At 65.5% G+C, this 19,326-nt stretch carries 16 protein-coding genes and 1 tRNA gene; 11 read left to right on the top strand and 6 right to left on the bottom strand.

What is annotated here, in order from left to right; genetic code table 11:
- Positions 1-126 precede the first annotated feature (126 nt).
- Both ACTU6V_RS09460 and ACTU6V_RS09455 read right to left on the bottom strand, forming a co-directional pair.
- Positions 127-2,298, bottom strand: a complete 2,172-nt coding sequence (locus tag ACTU6V_RS09460) for a preprotein translocase subunit SecA (protein ID WP_443475480.1) — start codon at positions 2,296-2,298, stop codon at positions 127-129.
- A 27-nt stretch (positions 2,299-2,325) separates the two neighbouring features.
- Positions 2,326-2,799 (bottom strand): DUF1990 domain-containing protein, encoded by a 474-nt coding sequence (locus tag ACTU6V_RS09455; RefSeq protein ID WP_443468009.1) that lies wholly within the window; start codon positions 2,797-2,799, stop codon positions 2,326-2,328.
- A 172-nt stretch (positions 2,800-2,971) separates the two neighbouring features.
- Between ACTU6V_RS09455 and ACTU6V_RS09450 the strand changes: the two genes are divergently transcribed.
- From ACTU6V_RS09450 to ACTU6V_RS09435, 4 genes are all read left to right on the top strand, one after another.
- Positions 2,972-3,044 (top strand) — tRNA-Arg (locus ACTU6V_RS09450).
- Between the two features lie 176 nt (positions 3,045-3,220).
- Positions 3,221-3,457: a heavy-metal-associated domain-containing protein gene (locus tag ACTU6V_RS09445; protein ID WP_443468010.1), complete on the top strand. Its 237-nt coding sequence runs from the start codon at positions 3,221-3,223 to the stop codon at positions 3,455-3,457.
- A gap of 56 nt (positions 3,458-3,513) precedes the next feature.
- Positions 3,514-5,523, top strand: a complete 2,010-nt coding sequence (locus ACTU6V_RS09440; protein ID WP_443475479.1) for a heavy metal translocating P-type ATPase — start codon at positions 3,514-3,516, stop codon at positions 5,521-5,523.
- Between the two features lie 8 nt (positions 5,524-5,531).
- Positions 5,532-6,230 carry a Crp/Fnr family transcriptional regulator gene (locus ACTU6V_RS09435; protein WP_443468012.1) on the top strand — a complete coding sequence of 233 codons (699 nt, stop codon included), beginning with the start codon at positions 5,532-5,534 and terminating at the stop codon, positions 6,228-6,230.
- Here the strand turns inward: ACTU6V_RS09435 and ACTU6V_RS09430 are convergent.
- Entirely contained in the window at positions 6,224-7,024 is an 801-nt protein-coding gene (locus tag ACTU6V_RS09430) for an SGNH/GDSL hydrolase family protein (protein WP_443468013.1), read from the bottom strand. The genes ACTU6V_RS09435 and ACTU6V_RS09430 overlap by 7 nt on opposite strands.
- A gap of 59 nt (positions 7,025-7,083) precedes the next feature.
- Between ACTU6V_RS09430 and argS the strand changes: the two genes are divergently transcribed.
- Positions 7,084-8,748, top strand: coding sequence for an arginine--tRNA ligase (argS, locus tag ACTU6V_RS09425; protein WP_443468014.1), 1,665 nt, complete (start codon positions 7,084-7,086; stop codon positions 8,746-8,748).
- 8 nt (positions 8,749-8,756) lie between these two features.
- Positions 8,757-9,521: an LmeA family phospholipid-binding protein gene (locus ACTU6V_RS09420; protein WP_443475478.1), complete on the top strand. Its 765-nt coding sequence runs from the start codon at positions 8,757-8,759 to the stop codon at positions 9,519-9,521.
- Here ACTU6V_RS09420 and ACTU6V_RS09415 read toward each other — a convergent pair.
- Complete coding sequence (locus ACTU6V_RS09415; protein ID WP_443468016.1) at positions 9,518-10,519, bottom strand: YihY/virulence factor BrkB family protein; 1,002 nt, start codon at positions 10,517-10,519, stop codon at positions 9,518-9,520. The two genes, ACTU6V_RS09420 and ACTU6V_RS09415, sit on opposite strands and share 4 nt — an antisense overlap.
- A 136-nt stretch (positions 10,520-10,655) precedes the next feature.
- Here ACTU6V_RS09415 and lysA point away from each other — a divergent pair, with 136 nt between their 5' ends.
- From lysA to prfA, 5 genes are all read left to right on the top strand, one after another.
- Positions 10,656-12,065, top strand: a complete 1,410-nt coding sequence (lysA, locus tag ACTU6V_RS09410) for a diaminopimelate decarboxylase (RefSeq protein ID WP_443468017.1) — start codon at positions 10,656-10,658, stop codon at positions 12,063-12,065.
- On the top strand, positions 12,062-13,384 hold the full coding sequence (locus ACTU6V_RS09405; RefSeq protein ID WP_443468018.1) for a homoserine dehydrogenase: 1,323 nt from the start codon (positions 12,062-12,064) through the stop codon (positions 13,382-13,384). The genes lysA and ACTU6V_RS09405 overlap by 4 nt, the downstream gene beginning before the upstream one ends.
- On the top strand, positions 13,384-14,334 hold the full coding sequence (gene thrB / locus ACTU6V_RS09400; RefSeq protein WP_443475477.1) for a homoserine kinase: 951 nt from the start codon (positions 13,384-13,386) through the stop codon (positions 14,332-14,334). The genes ACTU6V_RS09405 and thrB overlap by 1 nt, the downstream gene beginning before the upstream one ends.
- Before the next feature lie 167 nt (positions 14,335-14,501).
- Positions 14,502-16,538, top strand: a complete 2,037-nt coding sequence (gene rho / locus ACTU6V_RS09395; protein WP_443475476.1) for a transcription termination factor Rho — start codon at positions 14,502-14,504, stop codon at positions 16,536-16,538.
- A 24-nt stretch (positions 16,539-16,562) separates the two neighbouring features.
- Positions 16,563-17,642 (top strand): peptide chain release factor 1, encoded by a 1,080-nt coding sequence (gene prfA, locus ACTU6V_RS09390; protein WP_443468021.1) that lies wholly within the window; start codon positions 16,563-16,565, stop codon positions 17,640-17,642.
- Between the two features lie 48 nt (positions 17,643-17,690).
- On the opposite strand, the gene epsC is transcribed toward prfA, so the two are convergent.
- Positions 17,691-18,263 (bottom strand): serine O-acetyltransferase EpsC, encoded by a 573-nt coding sequence (gene epsC, locus ACTU6V_RS09385; protein WP_443468022.1) that lies wholly within the window; start codon positions 18,261-18,263, stop codon positions 17,691-17,693.
- A 22-nt stretch (positions 18,264-18,285) separates the two neighbouring features.
- Complete coding sequence (gene cysK, locus ACTU6V_RS09380) at positions 18,286-19,224, bottom strand: cysteine synthase A (protein WP_443475475.1); 939 nt, start codon at positions 19,222-19,224, stop codon at positions 18,286-18,288.
- Positions 19,225-19,326 lie beyond the last annotated feature (102 nt).

Raw genomic sequence — 19,326 nt, 5'->3', positions numbered from 1 at the left:
TTCGCTTCCATCGTAGAGCGTGGCGCACCGTCGTTTGGATCTCCATTACGCGTCGCGGGCCACATACCCCACCTCTCACGCGCTGCCTACCTCGTCTGGGCCGCAAAAACTGTCGTTCTCGCGGGCTCATTCTGACGCAAAGTGCGATCCAGACAAGGAGGACCGAACTCGACGACGGATTTCACTTGCGGCGCGTCCGATCGCATCGCCGATCGGATCGTCACGCAGCATGTACGTCCATGTCGCCGAGGGGCGCCGAAGGCCGAGCTCCCCGAGCGGGTCTGCGCCATCTTCGACCATGTGCAGGAGATCGCTGATCGTGCTGTCGACCCTGTCGAAGAATCCGTCGAATTCTCTCAAAGCGATGCGGTGGAACTCGTCGACCGGGTTCTGTCCGGCGAGTCGGCGCAGGTGGATGCCGTCACGAATCTCGCTGAGCAGCGCGAGGTGGCGCTGCCAGTGGTCGTCGAGCGAGTAGAGCGTGACGAGTCGGCGCGTGCGGTCGGGGTCGGCGATCGCGTCTTCCCGTACGCGCAGCACCTTTTCGCGCTGCGGTGAAAGCGCTCGCGTGTATTGCCACGTGCCTCGATGCCGGTCCAGCCGCACGGACTCGGCGATGGCTTGCGACTCCCGGAGGATTCGTGTCCTGGCCCTCGCATCCGACACTCCTCGCACGATTCGGCGTGCGGCCGTGTCCGTCGCATTCGCCTGCACGAGGTCGTCGTCGAGCGCGGCGAAAGTCATCGAAGCGCCTGGGTCTCCTTGACGGCCTGCGCGTCCGCGCAACTGCAAGTCCAACCGCGCCGATGGGTAGAGCGCCGTGGCAATGACGCAAAGACCACCTGACTGAACGACACGCTCGCGGTCCTGCCCGTCGACACCGCCGAGTCGGATATCGGTTCCTCGGCCGGACATCTGAGTGGAGATCGTCACCGCACCATACTCGCCAGCACGCGCGATGATGGTCGCCTCATGGGCGTCATTGCGTGCATTCAATACGCGCGCATCGAGTAGCTCCGGCAGGCGTTCAGCCAGTGCTTCTGACTCGGACACGCTCTGGGTGCCGACAAGAACCGGTTGGCCGGTGGCATGACGGCGGAGAATCTCGTCGACTATGGCAGTGGTCTTCTCGGCAGCGGAGGCGAGAACTCGCACGGCAAGGTCCTCGCGGATGCACGGACTGTGCGGCTCGATGCGGCCCGACTCGAGCGAGTAGAACTCCTGCAGTTCATCTGCGACGGGAAGGACGGTGCCACTCATCCCCGCGAGATCGCGGTACCGCAGCACAAGATCCTGCACAGTGATCTGATCGAGGACGATCCCTGGCGGCGTGATCTGAAGGTGTTCCTTCGCTTCCACCGCGGCGTGCAGACCATCAGGCCAGCGCTGCAATTGCGCCACTCGTCCGCGGGCGGAGTTGATGAGGCGGATGCGGTCATCTGCGACCAGGTAGTCCACGTCACGGTGGACGAGTTCGCGCGCATGCAACGCGAGATTCACTCGAGTGAGGAGGTCGGCGTGTTCACCCTCGAAGAGGTTCACTCCACCGGCGCGCTCCTCAACGACGTCGATACCTGCGTCGGTGAGTGAAACTGTCGTGCGATCAGCGTCAGCGACGAAGTGGACGCCGGATTGGAGCGCCGCGATGAGAGCGGTGGCTTCGACGAAGGACTCACCCGCGGTATCGTCAGCGCCTGCGAGGACCAGCGGCGTCATGCCCTCGTCGATCATCACAGCGTCTGCCTCATCGACGATTCCCACGTCGAACCGTGGTGCGACCCGGTCGGCGAGAGCTTCAACCTGCCGGTCTCGGAGGACGTCGTAGCCGAGCTCCGAGAACGGTGCATAAATGACATCTGCGAGGTAGGAGAGGCGGCGTTCATCGGTGGTCGAAGACTGCCCGAGCCATGCCACCTTCAGCCCGAGGACATCGAATACTGGACGCATCCATTCGGCGTCCCGCTGTGCCAGGTAGTCGTTGACGGTCAGAACGTGCACGTGACGCCCTTCGAGCGCGAACATCGCAGCCGCGATCGCACCGGCGAGTGTCTTGCCCTCGCCGGTGTCCATTTCGACCGCACGGCCGGCACGCAATGCGGATGCCGCGAGAATCTGTTCTTCGTAGGGGGAGTGCCCGAGAGCGTGGGTGACCGCGTCCCTGATCTTCGCAACGCGCTCGTGATCGGGATAGATCGCGGTGAACTGTGCGGATCCCGCGATCCCGAGCAGCCTCGATGCCCAGCCAGGGAGGCGCCGACGCAGATCGAAATCTGTCGAATCTGTGCGTCGATAGGCCACGTGGTTCAGAGTACGTGATGGCTCGCGCTACTTCAGCGCCCGCAGATATCTGCCACGGGCGACCAACTGCGCGACCCTCAGGAGCGGATACATCATGCGCCACGGTTGCTGCGGTGCGGGGCGGGTGAGCGAGCGCACGGTCAGACGCACCTCATCGCCGTTCCTGTGCACGATGAAGGCCTCTTCGCCGCTGACCGGGTGGCCGGGGAGCGTTCGATATGAAAAGCCGACGCGATCGGGCTGTCGAACGACCGCCATGACCTCCACAGGCTCCACGACGGTCAGCCCGAACACGCGGGCGGTGACCTGAACGAGATCTCCTTCAACCACGGGGCCTTGAGGATCGACGGTGAAGCCGCTCGCGGTTTTGACCTTCCAACGAAGTACGTCGTGACTGGCGCGCTCCCATATCTCCTCGCCGCGGCCGAGCGTTGCCGAAACTTCAGAGCGGCGATGGCTGTGATCGGTCGGCGGCCAGTCGTGCAGCTCGGGCGAGGTCATGTGTTCATCTTCGGGGATCAGCGCACGAAGCCGGCCTGCAGGCGATGAAGCGCTCAGCGAGGTCGACGTCGTCCATCCGACGATCCTAGAAGGGAGCATGCAACCGCTGGCGTCAACTGGCACGAGCAGGATGTCTGATCAGCATCCGGTCAGTGATATTGTCGATCGGTACGCCTCCGTAGCTCAGTGGATAGAGCGCCGGTTTCCGGTACCGTAGGTCGCAGGTTCAACTCCTGTCGGGGGCACACGCGAGAAATCTCTCCGACGCACATATCCCCGCCCAGATCTGGGCGGGGATTCGTCGTTTCCGCCCCTCTTGACCTGGGTCAAGGACAACCTCTCAGCGCATCGGTACCGTCGATATCGGACGACAGGAAAATACCTGGTCAGATAGAGAACTCGCCATCAGAAAGAGGTTGTCATGAACACCATGCCACAGGCCACGCACACGCTTCTTCGAGCGGAAGGCTTCTCCTGCCCCTCATGCGTGGCGAAGATCGAGAAGCAGGTGGGGCGGGTGGACGGCGTCGAGAACGTGAAGGTGCACTTTGCCTCCGGACGCGTCGAGATCGACCACGACGCGGCGAAGGCCTCGGTGGAAGACCTGATCACCGCTGTCGACAAGGCCGGTTACAAGTCAAGTGCGTCGGCCTTCTGACGCACGACTCACAAACTCACACAGCAAGACAGCGGAAAAGAAGAAAGGCGGCGGTCGTGAACGCGTTTCGTGCCTGGCGGCACAGCAACTGGTTCATCCCGGTGGTCTCCGGAGTCCTCATCCTGCTCTCGTTCGGTGTTGAGAAGCTCGCAGGCGGCGGAGCGAACCTCGCACTCACCCCGCGGTGGTGGGCCCACGCAGGGGAGCACGCGCACGGTTCAGGCGACGTGTTCACGCTCGCAAACGCATTGATGATCGCCGCCGCGATCGCTGCCGGTCACGGAATCCTCATCAAGGCGGTGCGCGCGCTGCGCGTGAAGTTCATCAGCATCGATCTGCTGGTGTCGATCGCCGCAATTGGCGCGATCATCATCGGCAACTTCTGGGAAGCCGCGGCCGTCACCTTCCTCTTCGCGGTGGGGCACGCACTTGAAGCCGGCACGATGAACAAGACCCGTGCGGCTCTTGCGGCACTGGTCGCGGTCGCCCCTGTCCGCGCCGTGGTGCTGCGCGACGGAGATCAGGTGGAGATCCCCGCCGCCCAAGTGCGGATGGGGGAGACCGTGCTCGTCAAGAACGGAGCGAAGGCCCCCGTCGACGGAGAGGTGATCACTGGCACGGGTGCGATCGACGAGGCGTCGATCACCGGTGAATCCATGCCCGTCGAGAAGATGACCGGCGACCAGGTCTATGCGGGCACAGTCTCGCGCGGCGGATTCCTGCAGGTGCGCGCGACCGGGATCGGCGCGGACACGACCCTGGCCCGCATCATCCACCGCGTGGAAGAGGCGCAGGACGCGAAAGCGAAGACACAGGCGTTCATCGACCGGTTCTCGACCTGGTACACGCCCGCCGTGATGGTGCTCGCGCTCGCCGCTGGACTCCTCACGGGCGACGTCGTGCTGGCGCTCACGCTGCTGGTCATCGGATGCCCCGGTGCGCTGGTGATCTCGATCCCCGTCGCGATCGTCGCGGGCATCGGACGCTCGGCGCGCAATGGAATCCTCATCAAGGGTGGGGAGTACCTGGAGACCTCTGCGAAGATCTCGGCCGTCGCTCTCGACAAGACCGGCACTCTCACCGAGGGCCGTCCGCAGCTGACCGACATCGTGGTGCTCGATCCCGCGCTGACACGCGCCGACGTGCTTCGGTGGGCGGCGGCCGCAGAGGCGGGCTCAGAGCATCCGCTCGCGCGCCCGATCCTCGATACGGCGCGTGCCGAGGGGGTCGCCCCGACCGGCATCCCCGGGTCTGTCACCCCGGTCATCGGCAAGGGAATTGTCTCCGATGTCGACGGCAGACAGGTGCTGATCGGCAACGCCGCGCTGCTCGCCGAGTACGGCATCGTCGACATCGCGGCGCGCTCCGAGACGGCTGCCGATGAGCTGGCAGCAGCAGGCAGGACGCCGATGATCGTCGCCCTCGATGACGCTGTCATCGGTGTGGTCGCAGTTGCCGACGCGATCCGCGCGGATGCATCCGAGATGGTCAGGCGCCTGCACGCCAGCGGGGTGAAGAAGGTCGTCATGCTCACCGGCGACACCCGACTCGTGGCGGATGCCGTCGCGCAGGTGACCGGCATCGACGAAGTGCACGCCTCACTGCTGCCAGAAGGCAAACTGGATGCCGTCGCGAAGCTGCAGCGAGCCGGACACACGGTGGCGATGGTCGGCGATGGCGTCAACGACGCACCGGCTCTCGCTACGGCCGATATCGGTGTCGCCATGGGTGCTGCCGGCTCTGCGGTGGCGGTGGAGACGGCCGACATCGCCCTCATGGGCGACAACCTGCTGAAGCTCCCCGAGGCGATTCGGCTGGCGAGGCGCACCGTGAACGTGATGCGGCAGAACATCGCCATCGCTCTGATCACCGTCGTGCTTCTGCTCATCGGCGTCTTCGCCGGTGGTGTGACCATCGCACTCGGGATGCTCGTGCACGAGGGTTCCGTGCTCGTCGTCATCGTCAACGCGATGCGGCTGCTCCGTAACGCTTACGGAGCTCAGGCGCTGCCCAAGAGCGAGCGATCCATTGCCATACTGGATGACGATCGGGTGGAGCAGCGATAGGAGTGTCAGTGTCGGAGGCCGCAGAGGACCTGTGCGTGAGTCGGGTGCCGCTGTTCCAGGGGCTGACCTCCGGGCAGCAGCTGGAGGTCGCCGGCGTCGCGCGCCCGACACGCATCGATCGTGCACAGCAGGTCTATTCCGCAGGCGGCGACGTCTCGCAGCTGATGGTCGTGCACACCGGACGCGTGAAGATCTCCCGCACGAGCGCTGACGGGTACGAGCAGATCATCCGTGTGCTCGGGCCAGGCGACTTCATCGGCGAGGCGGCTTTCCTCACCGGCATCCGCCCGGATCATTCCGCCAGCGCGCTGGAAGACGCGCAGCTGTGCGTGTTCGACCATGCTGATCTCGGACGACTCGTGGAGAAGCACGCGAGCATCGGCTTGCGGATGCTGCAGGGCGTGAGCAAGCGACTGGGCGAGGCCGAGGCGCGTCTGGCCGCGGTGATCTCGGGAGATGTGAGCTCCCGGTTGGCGAACTATCTGCTCACCCTTCCCTCTCACCACAGTGCGGGGCGCGGGACCGAAGTCGTGCTGCCGCTGGCGAAAAAGGACATCGCCTCGCTGCTCGACACCACGCCGGAGTCGCTCAGCCGTCAGCTGCGGGCACTCAGCGATGCGGCGGTGATCGCGCAGGGGCAGCAGGGTCGCATCACCATCCTGGATGCAGATGCGCTGAGCGTACTGGTGGCAGATTCCGCTCAGTGAGCGGTTTCAGGCTCCGCGCCGCCGGCTTCGGTGACAGGGGCTGCTTCCATCTCGGCAATCGCGGCGGCGACCTTCTCCGCCAGGTAGCGATGGCCCTCGGTCGACGGATGCCTGTTCCCGAGGTCGACGTCGATCACGTCGAGGTAGTTCAGCGCGGTGATCCAGCTCTGCTGGATCGGCGAGACGTACCACCAGCCGCGTGCACCTGCGAGCGCGGCGAGATCTTCATCGATTCGCGCGGTTCCTGCGCCGACCGGAAGCTCGTGGGGCGCGGGGCCGAATACCACAATCGATGCATCCGGGTATGTCGCGGTCAGAGCATCCCATGCGGCATTCACTGCCTCGCGGTATCCCGCAGCGCCCTCGCGGCGGTCGTTGATGGACCCTTGGATGATCACGAGATCGGGCGCGAGAGATGGGTCGAGAGCAGCGATGCGCTCGCCGAAGTCAGGGCCATCGATACCGGGCTTGAGGTACCCGCTTCCCCGAACACCATCGACGACGGTCTGACCGTTCAACAGATCGGCGAGCACATAGGCGTACCCGAGTGTCGGGTCGCTTGCGGCTGCGCCGTAGGTCCACGAGTCTCCGAACACAAGAACCTGCGGGTGCTCCGGCAGCACGATCGGTGTCGGAGCCACGGTGACGACCTCGCTGGAGGCAAGAATCGGCGCGTCGACGGTCGCAGGAACCCATGGACGCCAGACGCCCAGAACTGCCGCAGAGACGGCCACGGCCAGCACCGCCGTCAGCACCATCGCACGACCGTGCCGCCGTGTCACACCCCAAGCCATGGGATGAGGGTAGGCGATCGGAAGGCAGTCACCAACTCGCGCCCTAGAATTGAGGGGATATGAATCCCGATACTCTCGCCGAAGCCATCCTCGCCGTCGTCACGCCGATTGCCGCATCCCTGCGACCGGACGAGACGCTCGACCTCGACATCACTGATGTCGTGCTGGAGCGCCCCCGCAACCGTGACCACGGAGACTGGGCATCGAACATCGCGATGCGCCTCGCGAAGAAGCTGGGGACCAACCCGCGTGAGCTCGCACAGCAGATCGCCGATGAAGTGGCCGAAGCCGACGGGGTAGCCAGCGCTGAGGTCGCGGGCCCGGGCTTCATCAACTTCCGCCTGGACGCCGCAGCGGCAGGCGTGCTCGCCAAGACGATCGTTGACGCCGGGGACGCATACGGTACCAACGACTCGCAGGTCGGCGTCAGCGTGAACGTCGAGTTCGTCTCTGCGAACCCCACAGGTCCTCTCCACATCGCTCACACGCGATGGGCAGCCCTTGGCGACTCGATCGTGCGCCTGCTGCTCGCCAGTGGTGCCAACGCCGTCCGCGAGTACTACATCAACGATGCCGGCGCGCAGATGCAGCGCTTCGCAGCATCCGTGCTCGCGGCCGCAAAGGGCGATCCGACGCCGGAGGGCGGCTACCCCGGCGAGTACATCACCACCCTCTCGACCCGCGTGCTCGACGCTCGCCCCGACTTGCTCGAGCTGCCTGAGGTCGAGCAGATGCAGGTCGCAGAGGATCTTGCCTACGAGTATCAGCTCGCCGAGATCAAGAGCTCCCTGGCGCGGTTCAACGTGCCGTTCGATGCCTGGTTCTCCGAGCGCACGCTCCACGCCGAGAACGCCGAGGGTGTCAGCCTCATCGACCAGGCCGTCGACCGTCTCCGCGAGCAGGGTCACGTCTTCGACGAAGAAGGCGCCGTGTGGGTGCGCACGACCGACTTCGGCGATGACAAGGATCGCGTCATCCGTCGCTCCAACGGCGAATACACCTACTTCGCCGCCGACGCCGCGTACTACCTGAACAAGGGCGATCGCGGTTTCCAGAACAAGATCTACCTGCTCGGCGCCGACCACCACGGGTATGTTCACCGGCTGAAGGCCGTCGCAGGCGCGGCGGGCGAGGACCCGGAGAAGAACATCCAGGTGCTCATCGGACAGATGGTGTCGATCAACGGTGCGCGTCTGTCCAAGCGCGCGGGAAACATCATCGAGATGGATGACCTTCTCGAGTGGCTCGGCACAGACGCGCTGCGGTACTCCCTCGAGCGCTCGCCCGCCGACTCACCGCTCGACCTCGACCCAGAGCTGCTGCAGAAGCGCACCAACGACAACCCGGTGTTCTACGTGCAATACGCGCATGCCCGCACGCACAATGTGGGACGCAATGCCGCAGATTCCGGCGTAGACCGCTCGGAGTTCGCTCCTGAGACGCTCACGCACGAGACCGAGTCCGCGTTGCTCGGAGCCCTCCAGGAGTTCCCGCGCATCGTCGCCTTCGCCGCCTCGGTGCGCGAACCGCACCGGATCGCACGCTACCTCGAAGAGCTCGCAGGGCTTTACCACCGCTGGTACGACAACTGCCGCGTGACGCCGCTGGGCGACGCCCCGATCGAGAGCGTCCACCGCACGCGCCTGTGGCTGAACGACGCCACCGGCCAGGTGCTGCGCAACGGTCTCGACCTGCTCGGAGTGTCCGCTCCCGAGCGGATGTAATCGTAGGCATGAACAGGGAGTCCCTGAACCAGAAGCGCCGTGTTCGCTGGCCGTGGATTCTCCTGGTCATCATTCTTCTGCTCGCGGCTCTCGCAGTCGCTGCAGAGCTGGTCACTCGTGCAGTGCTCCCCGGCATCGCCCGAGGCATCGTCATCGAACAGCTCGCGCTCCCTGCTGACCAGCAGCTCGACGTCGAGGCATCCGGAGTCCTGCTGCCGCAGGTGATCGGCGGTCGCCTCGATGAGCTGCACCTCTCGACTGACTCGGTCACGATCGGCGGCATCACCGGCTCAGCGGATGTCACCGCCATCGGAGTCCCGCTGCGCGGTGGCGACCTCACGGATGCGTCAGGCACAGTGCGCATCGACCAGGAGCAGTTCACTCATCTGGTTGCAGCATCCGACCTGCCGGTCGATGAGATCCGCTTCTCCGAACCTGACATCACCGCCTCTGGCAGTTTCTCGATCTTCGGGGTGCCTGTGCCGATCTCAGCGACAGTGACACCGGCAGCGGATGCCGGTGAGCTCCTACTCACCCCAGTGGGGGCGCAGATCGGCGGTGCGACGCTGAACGCCGCCGAGATCGTCGACCGCTTCGGTAAGGCTGCTGCGTGGATCACTGAACCGCAGCGCATCTGCATCGCCGATCAGCTGCCGGCCGGTCTCACGATGACGGGGCTCAAGATCGACGGCCCGGAGGCCGTGATCGACATCGATGTGGATGGCGCGATCGTCACCGACCCCGCGCTCCAGCAGAATGGCGTCTGCAGCTAGCGTGATGTGCGCTCGGCGGACTCGGCCTTCTCCGCGGCGCGCAACGCCCTCGTCGCGATCATGACGTCCTCCTGAGCGCGGTGCACCCGTCGCTGCGCGAACGTGCGCACACTCGCGGTCGCTGAGATTCGATCGTGCGCTTCCTGGGCGCCGGTGGTGATGTAGGCACAGGCGATGAGGATGACCTGCGATGACAGGTTCATCCAGATCAGCAGCGCCAGCAGCGAGGCGAACGATGCCAGCAGCGGATTGGAGCGGGCGCCTCCCACGAACAGACTCGAGAGCTCTTGGAGGACGAGCAGGCCGACGCCGCCGAGCAGCACCCCGGGCCAGACCGCCCGTGCCGGTGCGCGCACTCCGGACAACAATCGGTAGATTCCGAAGATCAGCAGCACGTCCAGTGCGAACACGACCAGCAGCGAGACGATGCGCAGTCCCCAGCGTGAACCGGCTGATTCAGCAGGCAGACCGAGAAGATCGCTGAGGAAGTCGAGTCCGATGCCGGCGACGAAGGTCACCGCGGCTGCTGCGACGAAAGCGAGGGCGATTCCGATCGCGAGCAGAATGTTGCGCAGAAGCACCCAGACGAACAGCACGTCTTCGAGCATCGTGCCGGCGATGCTGCGCACCGCGATGCGCAACGATCCGATCGCGCCGAGCGCGGCACCTATCAACGCGACCAGCGAGATGATGCCCGTGATGGAGAGCCCGACGGGGGCATCGAACTCTGTGGGATCCTTCACGACGCCGTTCGGTCCGATGAGGCCGGGGACAGCCGCGTCGATGGCCTTGAGGATCGCCTGCCAGGCTTGCGGATTGCCCGCGAGCCAGATCGATGCGATCGAGAATCCGAGTAGCAGGGCCGCGAAGACGCTGAACAGCGCACGGTACGTGACGCTGTCGGCGAGCATCGGGCCTCGGCGTTCCGAGTAGAGCAGAAGAGCGCGCACTGCCTTCAGCTTGAGCATCCAGGCGATCACGGACTTGACGATCTTCATCCCCTCACCGTAATGAACAGTGATCTTCGCGTGCGAAGGGCTTGCCGAATATGGGCCATCTGTGCGGGTGCCATAGAATCGGGGCAGTCTCGCTCGGCCCGCTTCTGCCGAGGTTTCCCTCCACGATTGGTGCTGTGTGCTTTCACCTGCAGATTCCCTCGCTCCGGACTGGCTGGCCATTCCCGACGATGCGAACACGCTGGCTTCTGGAGTCTGGCCCGCGTCCGCGCAGCGCGATGCTGACGGGGCGATCGTTCTCGGCGGGATGCCGGTGAGCGAGATCGTGCGCACGCACGGCACTCCGGTGCTCGTGCTCGATGAGAACGAGGTGCGCGGGCGCGCGAGCGCCTTCCACGACGCTTTCGCCGCTGCCGCAGCGCAGCATTCGACGAGCGCCAGGGTCTACTACGCGGGTAAAGCCTTCCTTTCCACGACGATCGCGCGCTGGGTGACCGAAGAGGGTCTGAACGTCGACGTGTGCACCGGCGGCGAGCTCGAAGTCGCGCTCGCCGCGGGAGTCGACCCTGCACGCCTGGGCTTCCACGGCAACAACAAGTCGGTGAGCGAGATCGAGCGGGCGGTATCGGTCGGCATCGGCACGATCATCGTCGACAGCAGGATCGAGATCGAGCGCATCGCCTCCGCGGCCGAGCGGGCAGGCACGATCCAGCGCGTTCTCGTGCGGGTGAACAGCGGCGTGCACGCCGAGACCCACGACTTCCTCGCGACGGCGCATGAAGACCAGAAGTTCGGCATGCCCTTCGCGGATGCCGAGACCGCAGTGGCGCGAATCCGCGAACTCGCGTCGCTGGAGTTCGCAGGGCTCCACTGCCACATCGGTTCCCAGATCTTCGGTGTCGCCGGTTTCCGCGAGTCGGCCTCACGCGTGCTCGCACTGCACGAGAAGCTGCTCGCGGGCGGAGACATCCCGATCCTCAACCTCGGCGGCGGATTCGGCATCGCATACACGAGCGTCGACGACCCGACGCCGATCGCGCAGCTTGCCGCGGAGATCGTCGATGCGGTCGCGGCAGGATGCGCTGAGCGCGGCATCGCGCTGCCGATCCTCGCCTTCGAACCGGGCCGTGCGATCGTCGGCACCGCCGGCGTCACTCTGTACGAAGTGGGCACGACGAAGCCCGTCACGCTCGAGTCCGGCGCGAGCCGGCTGTACGTGAGCGTCGACGGCGGAATGAGCGACAACGCCAGGCCGGCTCTCTACGGCGCCCAGTTCTCGGCCCGCATCGCTTCTCGCACGAGCGATGCCGCTCCCGCGCTGACCCGTGTGGTCGGCAAGCACTGCGAATCCGGCGACATCGTCGTCGACCACGAATACCTCCCTGGAGACATCGCCCCCGGCGACCTGTTGGCTGTGCCGGCGACAGGCGCGTACTGCGCGTCGCTCTCCAGCAACTACAACCACATCCCCCGTCCCGCCGTTGTCGCAGTTGCCGACGGCTCATCCCGCGTCATCGTGCGCGGTGAGACCATCGATGACCTGTTGTCACGGGACGTCGGAATCAGCATGAATGAAGGAGCACGATGACTCAGCCCCAATCGAGCGATCAGTACCGCCGTCTCAGGGTCGCACTTCTCGGCGCGGGAGCCGTGGGCTCGCAGGTCGCCGACCTGCTGCTGCGCCACGGCGACGAACTGGCCGATCGTGCTGGTGCGTCTCTCGAGCTCGCCGGTATCGCGGTGCGCGATGTGGATGCCCCGCGCGACGTGGAGCTTCCGAAGGAGCTGTTCACCACCGACGCGGAGACACTCATTCTCGGCAGCGACATCGTCATCGAGCTGATCGGTGGAATCGAGCCTGCCCGCACCAACCTGCTGCTGGCTCTGAACTCCGGCGCAGACGTCGTCACCGCCAACAAGGCGCTGCTCGCAACGCACGGCACGGAGCTGTTCGAAGCGGCCGATCAGGTCGGCGCATCCGTCTACTACGAGGCAGCGGCGGCCGGCGCCATCCCGATCATCCGTCCGCTGCGCGACTCGCTCGCCGGTGACCGCGTCGTGCGCATCATGGGCATCGTCAACGGCACGACGAACTACATCCTCGACCGGATGGACTCTGAGGGCGCCGACTTCGCCGACGTTCTCGTCGACGCGCAGCGCCTGGGATACGCCGAGGCAGACCCCACCGCCGACGTCGAAGGCTTCGACGCAGCGCAGAAGGCCGCGATCCTCGCGTCTCTCGCCTTCCACACCACTGTGCCGCTCGACGCCGTGTACCGCGAAGGCATCACCGATATCACCCCGTCGATGATTGAAGAGGCGCGCGCGGCCGGATTCGTCATCAAGCTGCTCGCGGTGTGCGAGCGCGTCGACGTCGACGGCACCGAGTCGATCTCGGTCAGGGTCTACCCGGCTCTCGTCGCTCGAACCCACCCGCTCGCGTCCGTTCACGGAGCGAACAACGCCGTCTTCGTCGAGGCCGAGGCTGCCGGTTCGCTGATGTTCTACGGGGCAGGTGCCGGCGGAGTGCAGACGGCTTCCGCCGTGCTCGGCGACGTCGTCTCCGCAGCACGCAGGCACATCGCCGGGGGAGTCGGAGTGGGCGAATCGACTCGCGCGAACCTCCCGACGGTGCCGATCGGCCACGTCGTCACGCGCTACCAGATCACCCTTGAGGTCGAAGACCAGCCCGGCGTGCTCGCCACCGTCGCGGGAATCCTCTCCGACGGAGGCGTGTCGGTCGCGACCGTCGTCCAGACGGCTGGTGAAGAGGCGGATGCCACGGCACGACTCATCATCGGCACGCACAGGGCTGCGGAGCAGGCCCTGAGCGACACGGTCGGCGAGCTCGCGGCAAGCGCTGTCGTCGATCGCGTCGTGTCGGTGCTGCGCGTGGAAGGCGAGTGATGGCCGCTGAACCTCAGGAGGCGGTCGAAGGACGAACCGTCCAGGTTCAGGTGCCGGCCACCAGCGCCAACCTGGGACCGGGGTTCGACACGCTCGGACTCGCGCTGAGCGTGTACGACGAGCTGACCATCACCGCCCTCGGCGAAGACCGTCTCGAGATCGAGGTCACAGGCTCTGGAGCATCCGAGATCGCGCGTGACGAGTCGAACCTCATCGTCCGTTCGATCGAGCACGTCTACAAGGATGCCGACCGCGAGATGCCCGGCCTTCGGATCATTGCGCACAACGGAGTCCCTCACGGTCGTGGGCTCGGTTCCTCCGGCGCCGCTGTCACGGCGGGTGTCCTGGCGGCCAAGGGTCTGCTGGCGGGGGACGTGGAGTTCTCCGACGCTGACCTGCTCCGCCTCGCCACGGAGCTGGAGGGACATCCTGACAACGTCGCTCCAGCGCTCTTCGGCGGTCTGACGATCGCCTGGACCGGTGAGAACGGCCCGCAGCACAAGAAGCTTCTCGTGCATCGCGGTGTCGCGCCCCTTGTGCTCGTGCCGGAGCGGATGATGTCGACGTCGCTCGCGCGCTCACTGCAGCCGCCGCAGGTGTCTCGTGAGGATGCGGTCTTCAACGTCTCGCGCACTGCGCTGCTGATCGCGGCTCTCATGCAGAGCCCTGAACTGCTCCTCGACGCGACAGCGGACCGACTGCATCAGGACTACCGCGCGGAAGCCATGCCGGAGACGCACAAGCTGGTCACCGCTCTTCGCGCTGCCGGCTTCGCGGCCGTTGTCTCAGGTGCAGGACCGAGCGTCCTCGTCCTTGCCGATGGTCCAGGTCACCGCCAGGAGGCCGTCGAAGTCGCTGATTCCGTAACAGACACCCCGTGGGAGGCCCTCATGCTGGCCGTCGACGTGCGTGGTGGTACAGTTAGGGAACGAGCGGAGGGCTCCACGTAATTTCGTGAATCTGGCCCCCATCGCAAATCTGCGAGACCCGCACGCAACCCCCAGAACTGCTTTTCCGGTCCTGGCTGGCGGACGCCGAGCGTCTTCCCGTGCGATCGCGCGCAGCACCCGTTGTGCGCGAGACATGCTCATTTCCCACGACATATAAGGGAGTACTCGTGGAGAATTTCTCCGAGACCCAGAATGATCAGGCAGCATCCGCCGTTCAGGCACCTGCTGCAGAAACCGCCACTGAGGCAACCGCAGCGCCGCGCAAGCGCGCACCGCGTCGCGCAACGACGGCAACTGCAGCAGCCAAGGCAGAGCAGGCCGCGAAGACGGCTGCTGACGCTGCGCCTGCCGCTGACGCTGCGCCTGCCGCTGAGACTGCGCCCAAGGCGAAGGCCCCGCGCCGCAGTCGTGCGAAGAAGACTGAGGCTGAACCGGCTTCGGCCGAATCCGACAGCGCACCCGCAGCATCCGCCTCTGCGACTGATGCACCCACGGACACCGCTGAGGCACCCGCTGAAGCCGCGCCGAAGACCACCGGTCGGGGCCGCCGCACCAAGAAGGTCGAGCAGGCAGACGCCGATTCGACCAGTGAAACGGCCGAGAAGACCGCGGAGGAGAAGTCGACTGACGACAACGCTTCCTCCGGTGACGCCGACGCGCAGAGCGACTCCGACGCCAAGAAAGAGGTGGCGACCGAGAAGAGCCCGCGCGCTCGCAAGGGTTCCAAGTCTGCGGCAGACAAGGGCGACAACTCTGACAAGGCCGAGTCCGACAAGGGCGACAAGTCGTCCGCCGATGCGAACGAGAACGTCGGCGACCACGGCGATGGCGACGAGACCTCTGGTCGCAGCCGTAGCCGTAGCCGCAGCCGCAACCGTGGCCGCAGCCAGAACGGCAGCAGCCAGAACGGCAACGACTCGCAGCAGAACAACGCATCCGAGGATGACGGCAACGGCCGCGGCCGTCAGCGCAACAAGCGCCGCAGTGGCGGAGCATCCGACGAGTTCGAGACCGAGATCGGCGAAGACGACGTCCTGATCCCGATCGCGGGCATCCTCGACGTTCTCGACAACTACGCCTTCGTGCGCACCACCGGCTACCTCGCCGGTGCCAGCGATGTCTACGTCTCGCTCGGCCAGGTCAAGAAGTACAACCTGCGCAAGGGCGACGCGATCGTCGGTGCCATCAAGCAGCCTCGTGAAGGTGAGCAGCAGGGGCGCCAGAAGTACAACGCTCTGGTGAAGGTCGACTCGATCAACGGCCTGTCCGTCGAGGATGCTGCCACGCGTGTCGAGTTCGGCGAGCTGACGCCGCTGTACCCCCAGGAGCGCCTGCGTCTGGAGACCGCTCCCGAGAAGCTCACACAGCGCATCATCGATCTGGTCGCACCGATCGGCAAGGGGCAGCGCGGGCTCATCGTCGCACCTCCGAAGGCCGGTAAGACGATCGTCCTGCAGCAGATCGCGAACGCGATCGCGCAGAACAACCCCGAGGTCCACCTCATGGTCGTTCTCGTCGACGAGCGTCCTGAAGAGGTCACCGACATGGAGCGCACGGTCAAGGGCGAGGTCATCGCCTCGACCTTCGATCGCCCCGCTGAGGACCACACCACGGTCGCCGAGCTCGCCATCGAGCGTGCGAAGCGTCTCGTCGAGTTGGGTCGCGACGTCGTCGTGCTGCTCGACTCGATTACGCGCCTCGGCCGTGCCTACAACATCGCAACTCCCACCTCCGGCCGTGTGCTTACCGGTGGCGTCGATGCGGCAGCACTCTACCCGCCGAAGCGCTTCTTCGGCGCCGCCCGCAACATCGAGAACGGCGGATCGCTCACGATCCTCGCCACGGCTCTCGTCGAGACCGGCTCCAAGATGGACGAGGTCATCTTCGAGGAGTTCAAGGGCACCGGAAACAGCGAGCTTCGCCTGTCGCGCTCGCTCGCTGACAAGCGCATCTTCCCGGCCGTCGATGTGAACGCCTCGTCCACACGCCGCGAAGAGATGCTGCTCTCGGCCGATGAGGTCAAGATCACCTGGAAGCTGCGTCGCGCCCTGGCGGGTCTCGACCAGCAGCAGGCTCTCGAAGTCGTGCTCGGCAAGCTGAAAGAGACGCAGTCGAACGTCGAGTTCCTCGTGCAGATGCAGAAGTCGATGCCCGCTCCCGCGGCCGGTGGCTCCAGCCACAGCCACGAGAACAGCATTCGCTGATCTGACGCTGATCGGAGCAGAGGCGTGTTGGATTCCGTTCAGGCGCTGATCGACGAACACCGCCGGGTGCAGGAGGAGCTCTCCGACCCGGCGGTGCACGCCGACGCCGCGCGTGCGAAGCGCGTGAACCGACGCTACGCCGAGCTCAGCAGGATCGTCGCAGCCTACGACGCATGGGTGGGGGCGTCAGATGACCTCGCCGCAGCGCGCGAGCTGGCCAAAGAAGACGATGCTTTCGCCGAAGAGGTGCCCGCGCTCGAAGAGAGCGCATCCCAGGCACAGGAGCGCCTGCGCCGCCTGCTCATTCCTCGTGACCCTGACGATGCCCGTGACGTGATCATGGAGATCAAGGCAGGGGAGGGCGGTGCGGAGTCCGCGCTGTTCGCCGCCGACCTGCTGCGGATGTACATCCAGTACGCCGCCCACAAGGGGTGGAAGACGGAGCTCCTCGAGCGCAACGAGTCCGACCTCGGCGGCTACAAGGACGTCCAGATCGCGATCAAGGGCTCATCCTCCGATCCTGCCCAGGGCGTATGGGCACATCTCAAGTACGAGGGTGGTGTGCACCGGGTGCAGCGTGTGCCGGCGACCGAGTCGCAAGGTCGCATCCACACGTCCACCACCGGCGTGCTCGTCTTTCCCGAAGTCGACGAGCCAGAAGAACTGCACATCGATCCGAACGATCTGAAGATCGACGTCTACCGCTCTTCCGGCCCAGGCGGGCAGTCCGTGAACACGACCGACTCTGCGGTGCGGATCACGCACGTTCCCACCGGGATCGTCGTCTCGATGCAGAACGAGAAGTCGCAGCTTCAGAACCGTGAGGCGGGAATGCGTGTTCTGCGAGCCCGACTGCTGGCGAAACAGCAGGAAGAGCTGGATGCCGCGGCATCCGACGCTCGCAAGTCGCAGATCCGCGGCATGGACCGTTCAGAGCGCATCCGCACCTATAACTTCCCGGAGAACCGGATCGCCGATCACCGCACCGGATTTAAGGCGTACAACCTCGATCAGGTGATGGACGGCGCTCTCGACCCGATCATCGAGAGTGCGATCACCGCCGACGAAGAGGCGCGCCTGGCCGCGGTCGGTCAGGACTCCTGAGGCCGAGGGTTCTCGGACCGAGGCTTCTCAGACCGGCGGGGAGCGGGCTCAGATCGAATAGTCCGAGGCGAGCCGCAGGTCGCTGAAGTCGTCGTGCGGGCGGCGCGTGCGCGCGTGCGCGGGGACGCCGGTGAGTGTGCTGTTCTCCGGTGCATCCTTCGTGACGACGGCGCCTGCGCCGACCACGGTGTTGCGGCCCACGGTGATGGGGCCGAGGATCTTGGCGCCCGCGCCGACGATGACGCCGTCGGCGAGCGTGGGATGCCGCTTCCCGGTGTCATTGCGCGTGCGCCCGCCGAGCGTGACGCCGTGGTACAGCATCACGTCGTCGCCGATCTCGGCGGTTTCGCCGATCACGACGCCAGAGCCGTGGTCGATGAAGAAGCGCCGCCCGATCTGCGCACCGGGGTGGATCTCGATGCCCGTGATCGCGCGGGCGATCTGGGAGTTCGCCCGCGCGGGGAACCGCAGGCCGCGCCGCCACAGCGCGTGTGAGACGCGATGTGCCCAGAGCGCGTGCAACCCCGGGTACAGCAGTGCGACTTCGATGCCGCTTCTGGCGGCAGGATCTCGAAGACGCGCGGCCGCGATGTCCTCGCGTACGCGAGCGAACATGCCCATCTTTTCGTCGCTCTCTGCGGACTCAGCTCTCTCGCAGGTCTTCGAACAGCGCGGTGGAGATGTAACGCTCACCGGTGTCGGGCATCACCACAACAATGATCTTTCCGGCGTTCTCGGGGCGAGCAGCCACCTGCAATGCGGCGGAGAGCGCAGCACCCGAAGACATGCCGACCAGCAGGCCCTCCTTGGCTGCCAGCTCGCGTGCCAGGCGCAGTGATTCGTCAAACTCGACGGCGATCACCTCATCGAGGACCTCGCGGTCGAGAACATCGGGGACGAAGTTCGGGCCGATGCCCTGGATCTTGTGCGGGCCAGGGTGCCCCTCGGTCAGCACGGGGGAGTCCTTGGGCTCGACGGCGATGACCTTCACCTCGGGCTTAGCTGCCTTGAGGGCCTGCCCGGTTCCGGTGACGGTGCCACCGGTGCCGATGCCGGCAACGAGGATGTCCACCTTTCCATCGGTGTCGCGCAGGATCTCCTGAGCCGTGGTCTCACGGTGGATGCGCGGGTTCGCGGGGTTCTCGAACTGGCGGATCCAGACAGCGCCAGGAGTCTCCGCAATGATCTTCTTGGTCGCTTCGATGGCACCGCTCATTCCCTTGGTCGGGTCGGTGAGCACGATCTCAGCGCCGAAGGCCTTCAGCAGTACGCGTCGTTCCTTCGACATGGAGGCGGGCATCGTGAGGATGACCTTGTAGCCACGAGCGGCTCCCACCATCGCGAGTGCAATGCCTGTGTTGCCACTGGTGGATTCGACGATCGTTCCACCGGGCTTGAGCTCGCCGGACTCTTCTGCGGCATTCACCATCGCGATGCCGATGCGGTCCTTCACGCTGGACGCAGGGTTGTAGTACTCGAGCTTCGCGAGCACAGTTGCGCCGACGCCCTCGGTGACGCGGTTCAGCCGCACCAGCGGCGTGTTGCCGAATGCGGTCGTGATGTCGTTGTGGATGCCGGGCATGGCTGGCCTTTCGTTCGCGTAGGGTGCTGTCCCAGCCTATTCGAGAGGATGCACCCGCGGGTCATTGTGACGCGGAACAGTGCGCGCACACGTACGCTGAAG

The organism is Microbacterium zouquanmingi (assembly GCF_052266675.1).
Taxonomy (GTDB): Bacteria; Actinomycetota; Actinomycetes; order Actinomycetales; family Microbacteriaceae; genus Microbacterium.
This window is presented reverse-complemented; position numbering and strand designations above follow the sequence as displayed.

Bases quoted from the DNA above. Each gene is read 5' to 3' on its own strand.
- ACTU6V_RS09420 (WP_443475478.1), top strand. From the start codon at position 8,757: ATGAACAGGGAGTCCCTGAACCAGAAGCGCCGTGTTCGCTGGCCGTGG.
- epsC (WP_443468022.1), bottom strand. From the start codon at position 18,263: ATGGGCATGTTCGCTCGCGTACGCGAGGACATCGCGGCCGCGCGTCTT.
- ACTU6V_RS09455 (WP_443468009.1), bottom strand. From the start codon at position 2,799: ATGACCTCGCCCGAGCTGCACGACTGGCCGCCGACCGATCACAGCCAT.
- ACTU6V_RS09445 (WP_443468010.1), top strand. From the start codon at position 3,221: ATGAACACCATGCCACAGGCCACGCACACGCTTCTTCGAGCGGAAGGC.
- ACTU6V_RS09405 (WP_443468018.1), top strand. From the start codon at position 12,062: ATGACTCAGCCCCAATCGAGCGATCAGTACCGCCGTCTCAGGGTCGCA.
- ACTU6V_RS09415 (WP_443468016.1), bottom strand. From the start codon at position 10,519: ATGAAGATCGTCAAGTCCGTGATCGCCTGGATGCTCAAGCTGAAGGCA.
- argS (WP_443468014.1), top strand. From the start codon at position 7,084: ATGAATCCCGATACTCTCGCCGAAGCCATCCTCGCCGTCGTCACGCCG.
- ACTU6V_RS09430 (WP_443468013.1), bottom strand. From the start codon at position 7,024: ATGGCTTGGGGTGTGACACGGCGGCACGGTCGTGCGATGGTGCTGACG.
- cysK (WP_443475475.1), bottom strand. From the start codon at position 19,224: ATGCCCGGCATCCACAACGACATCACGACCGCATTCGGCAACACGCCG.
- thrB (WP_443475477.1), top strand. From the start codon at position 13,384: ATGGCCGCTGAACCTCAGGAGGCGGTCGAAGGACGAACCGTCCAGGTT.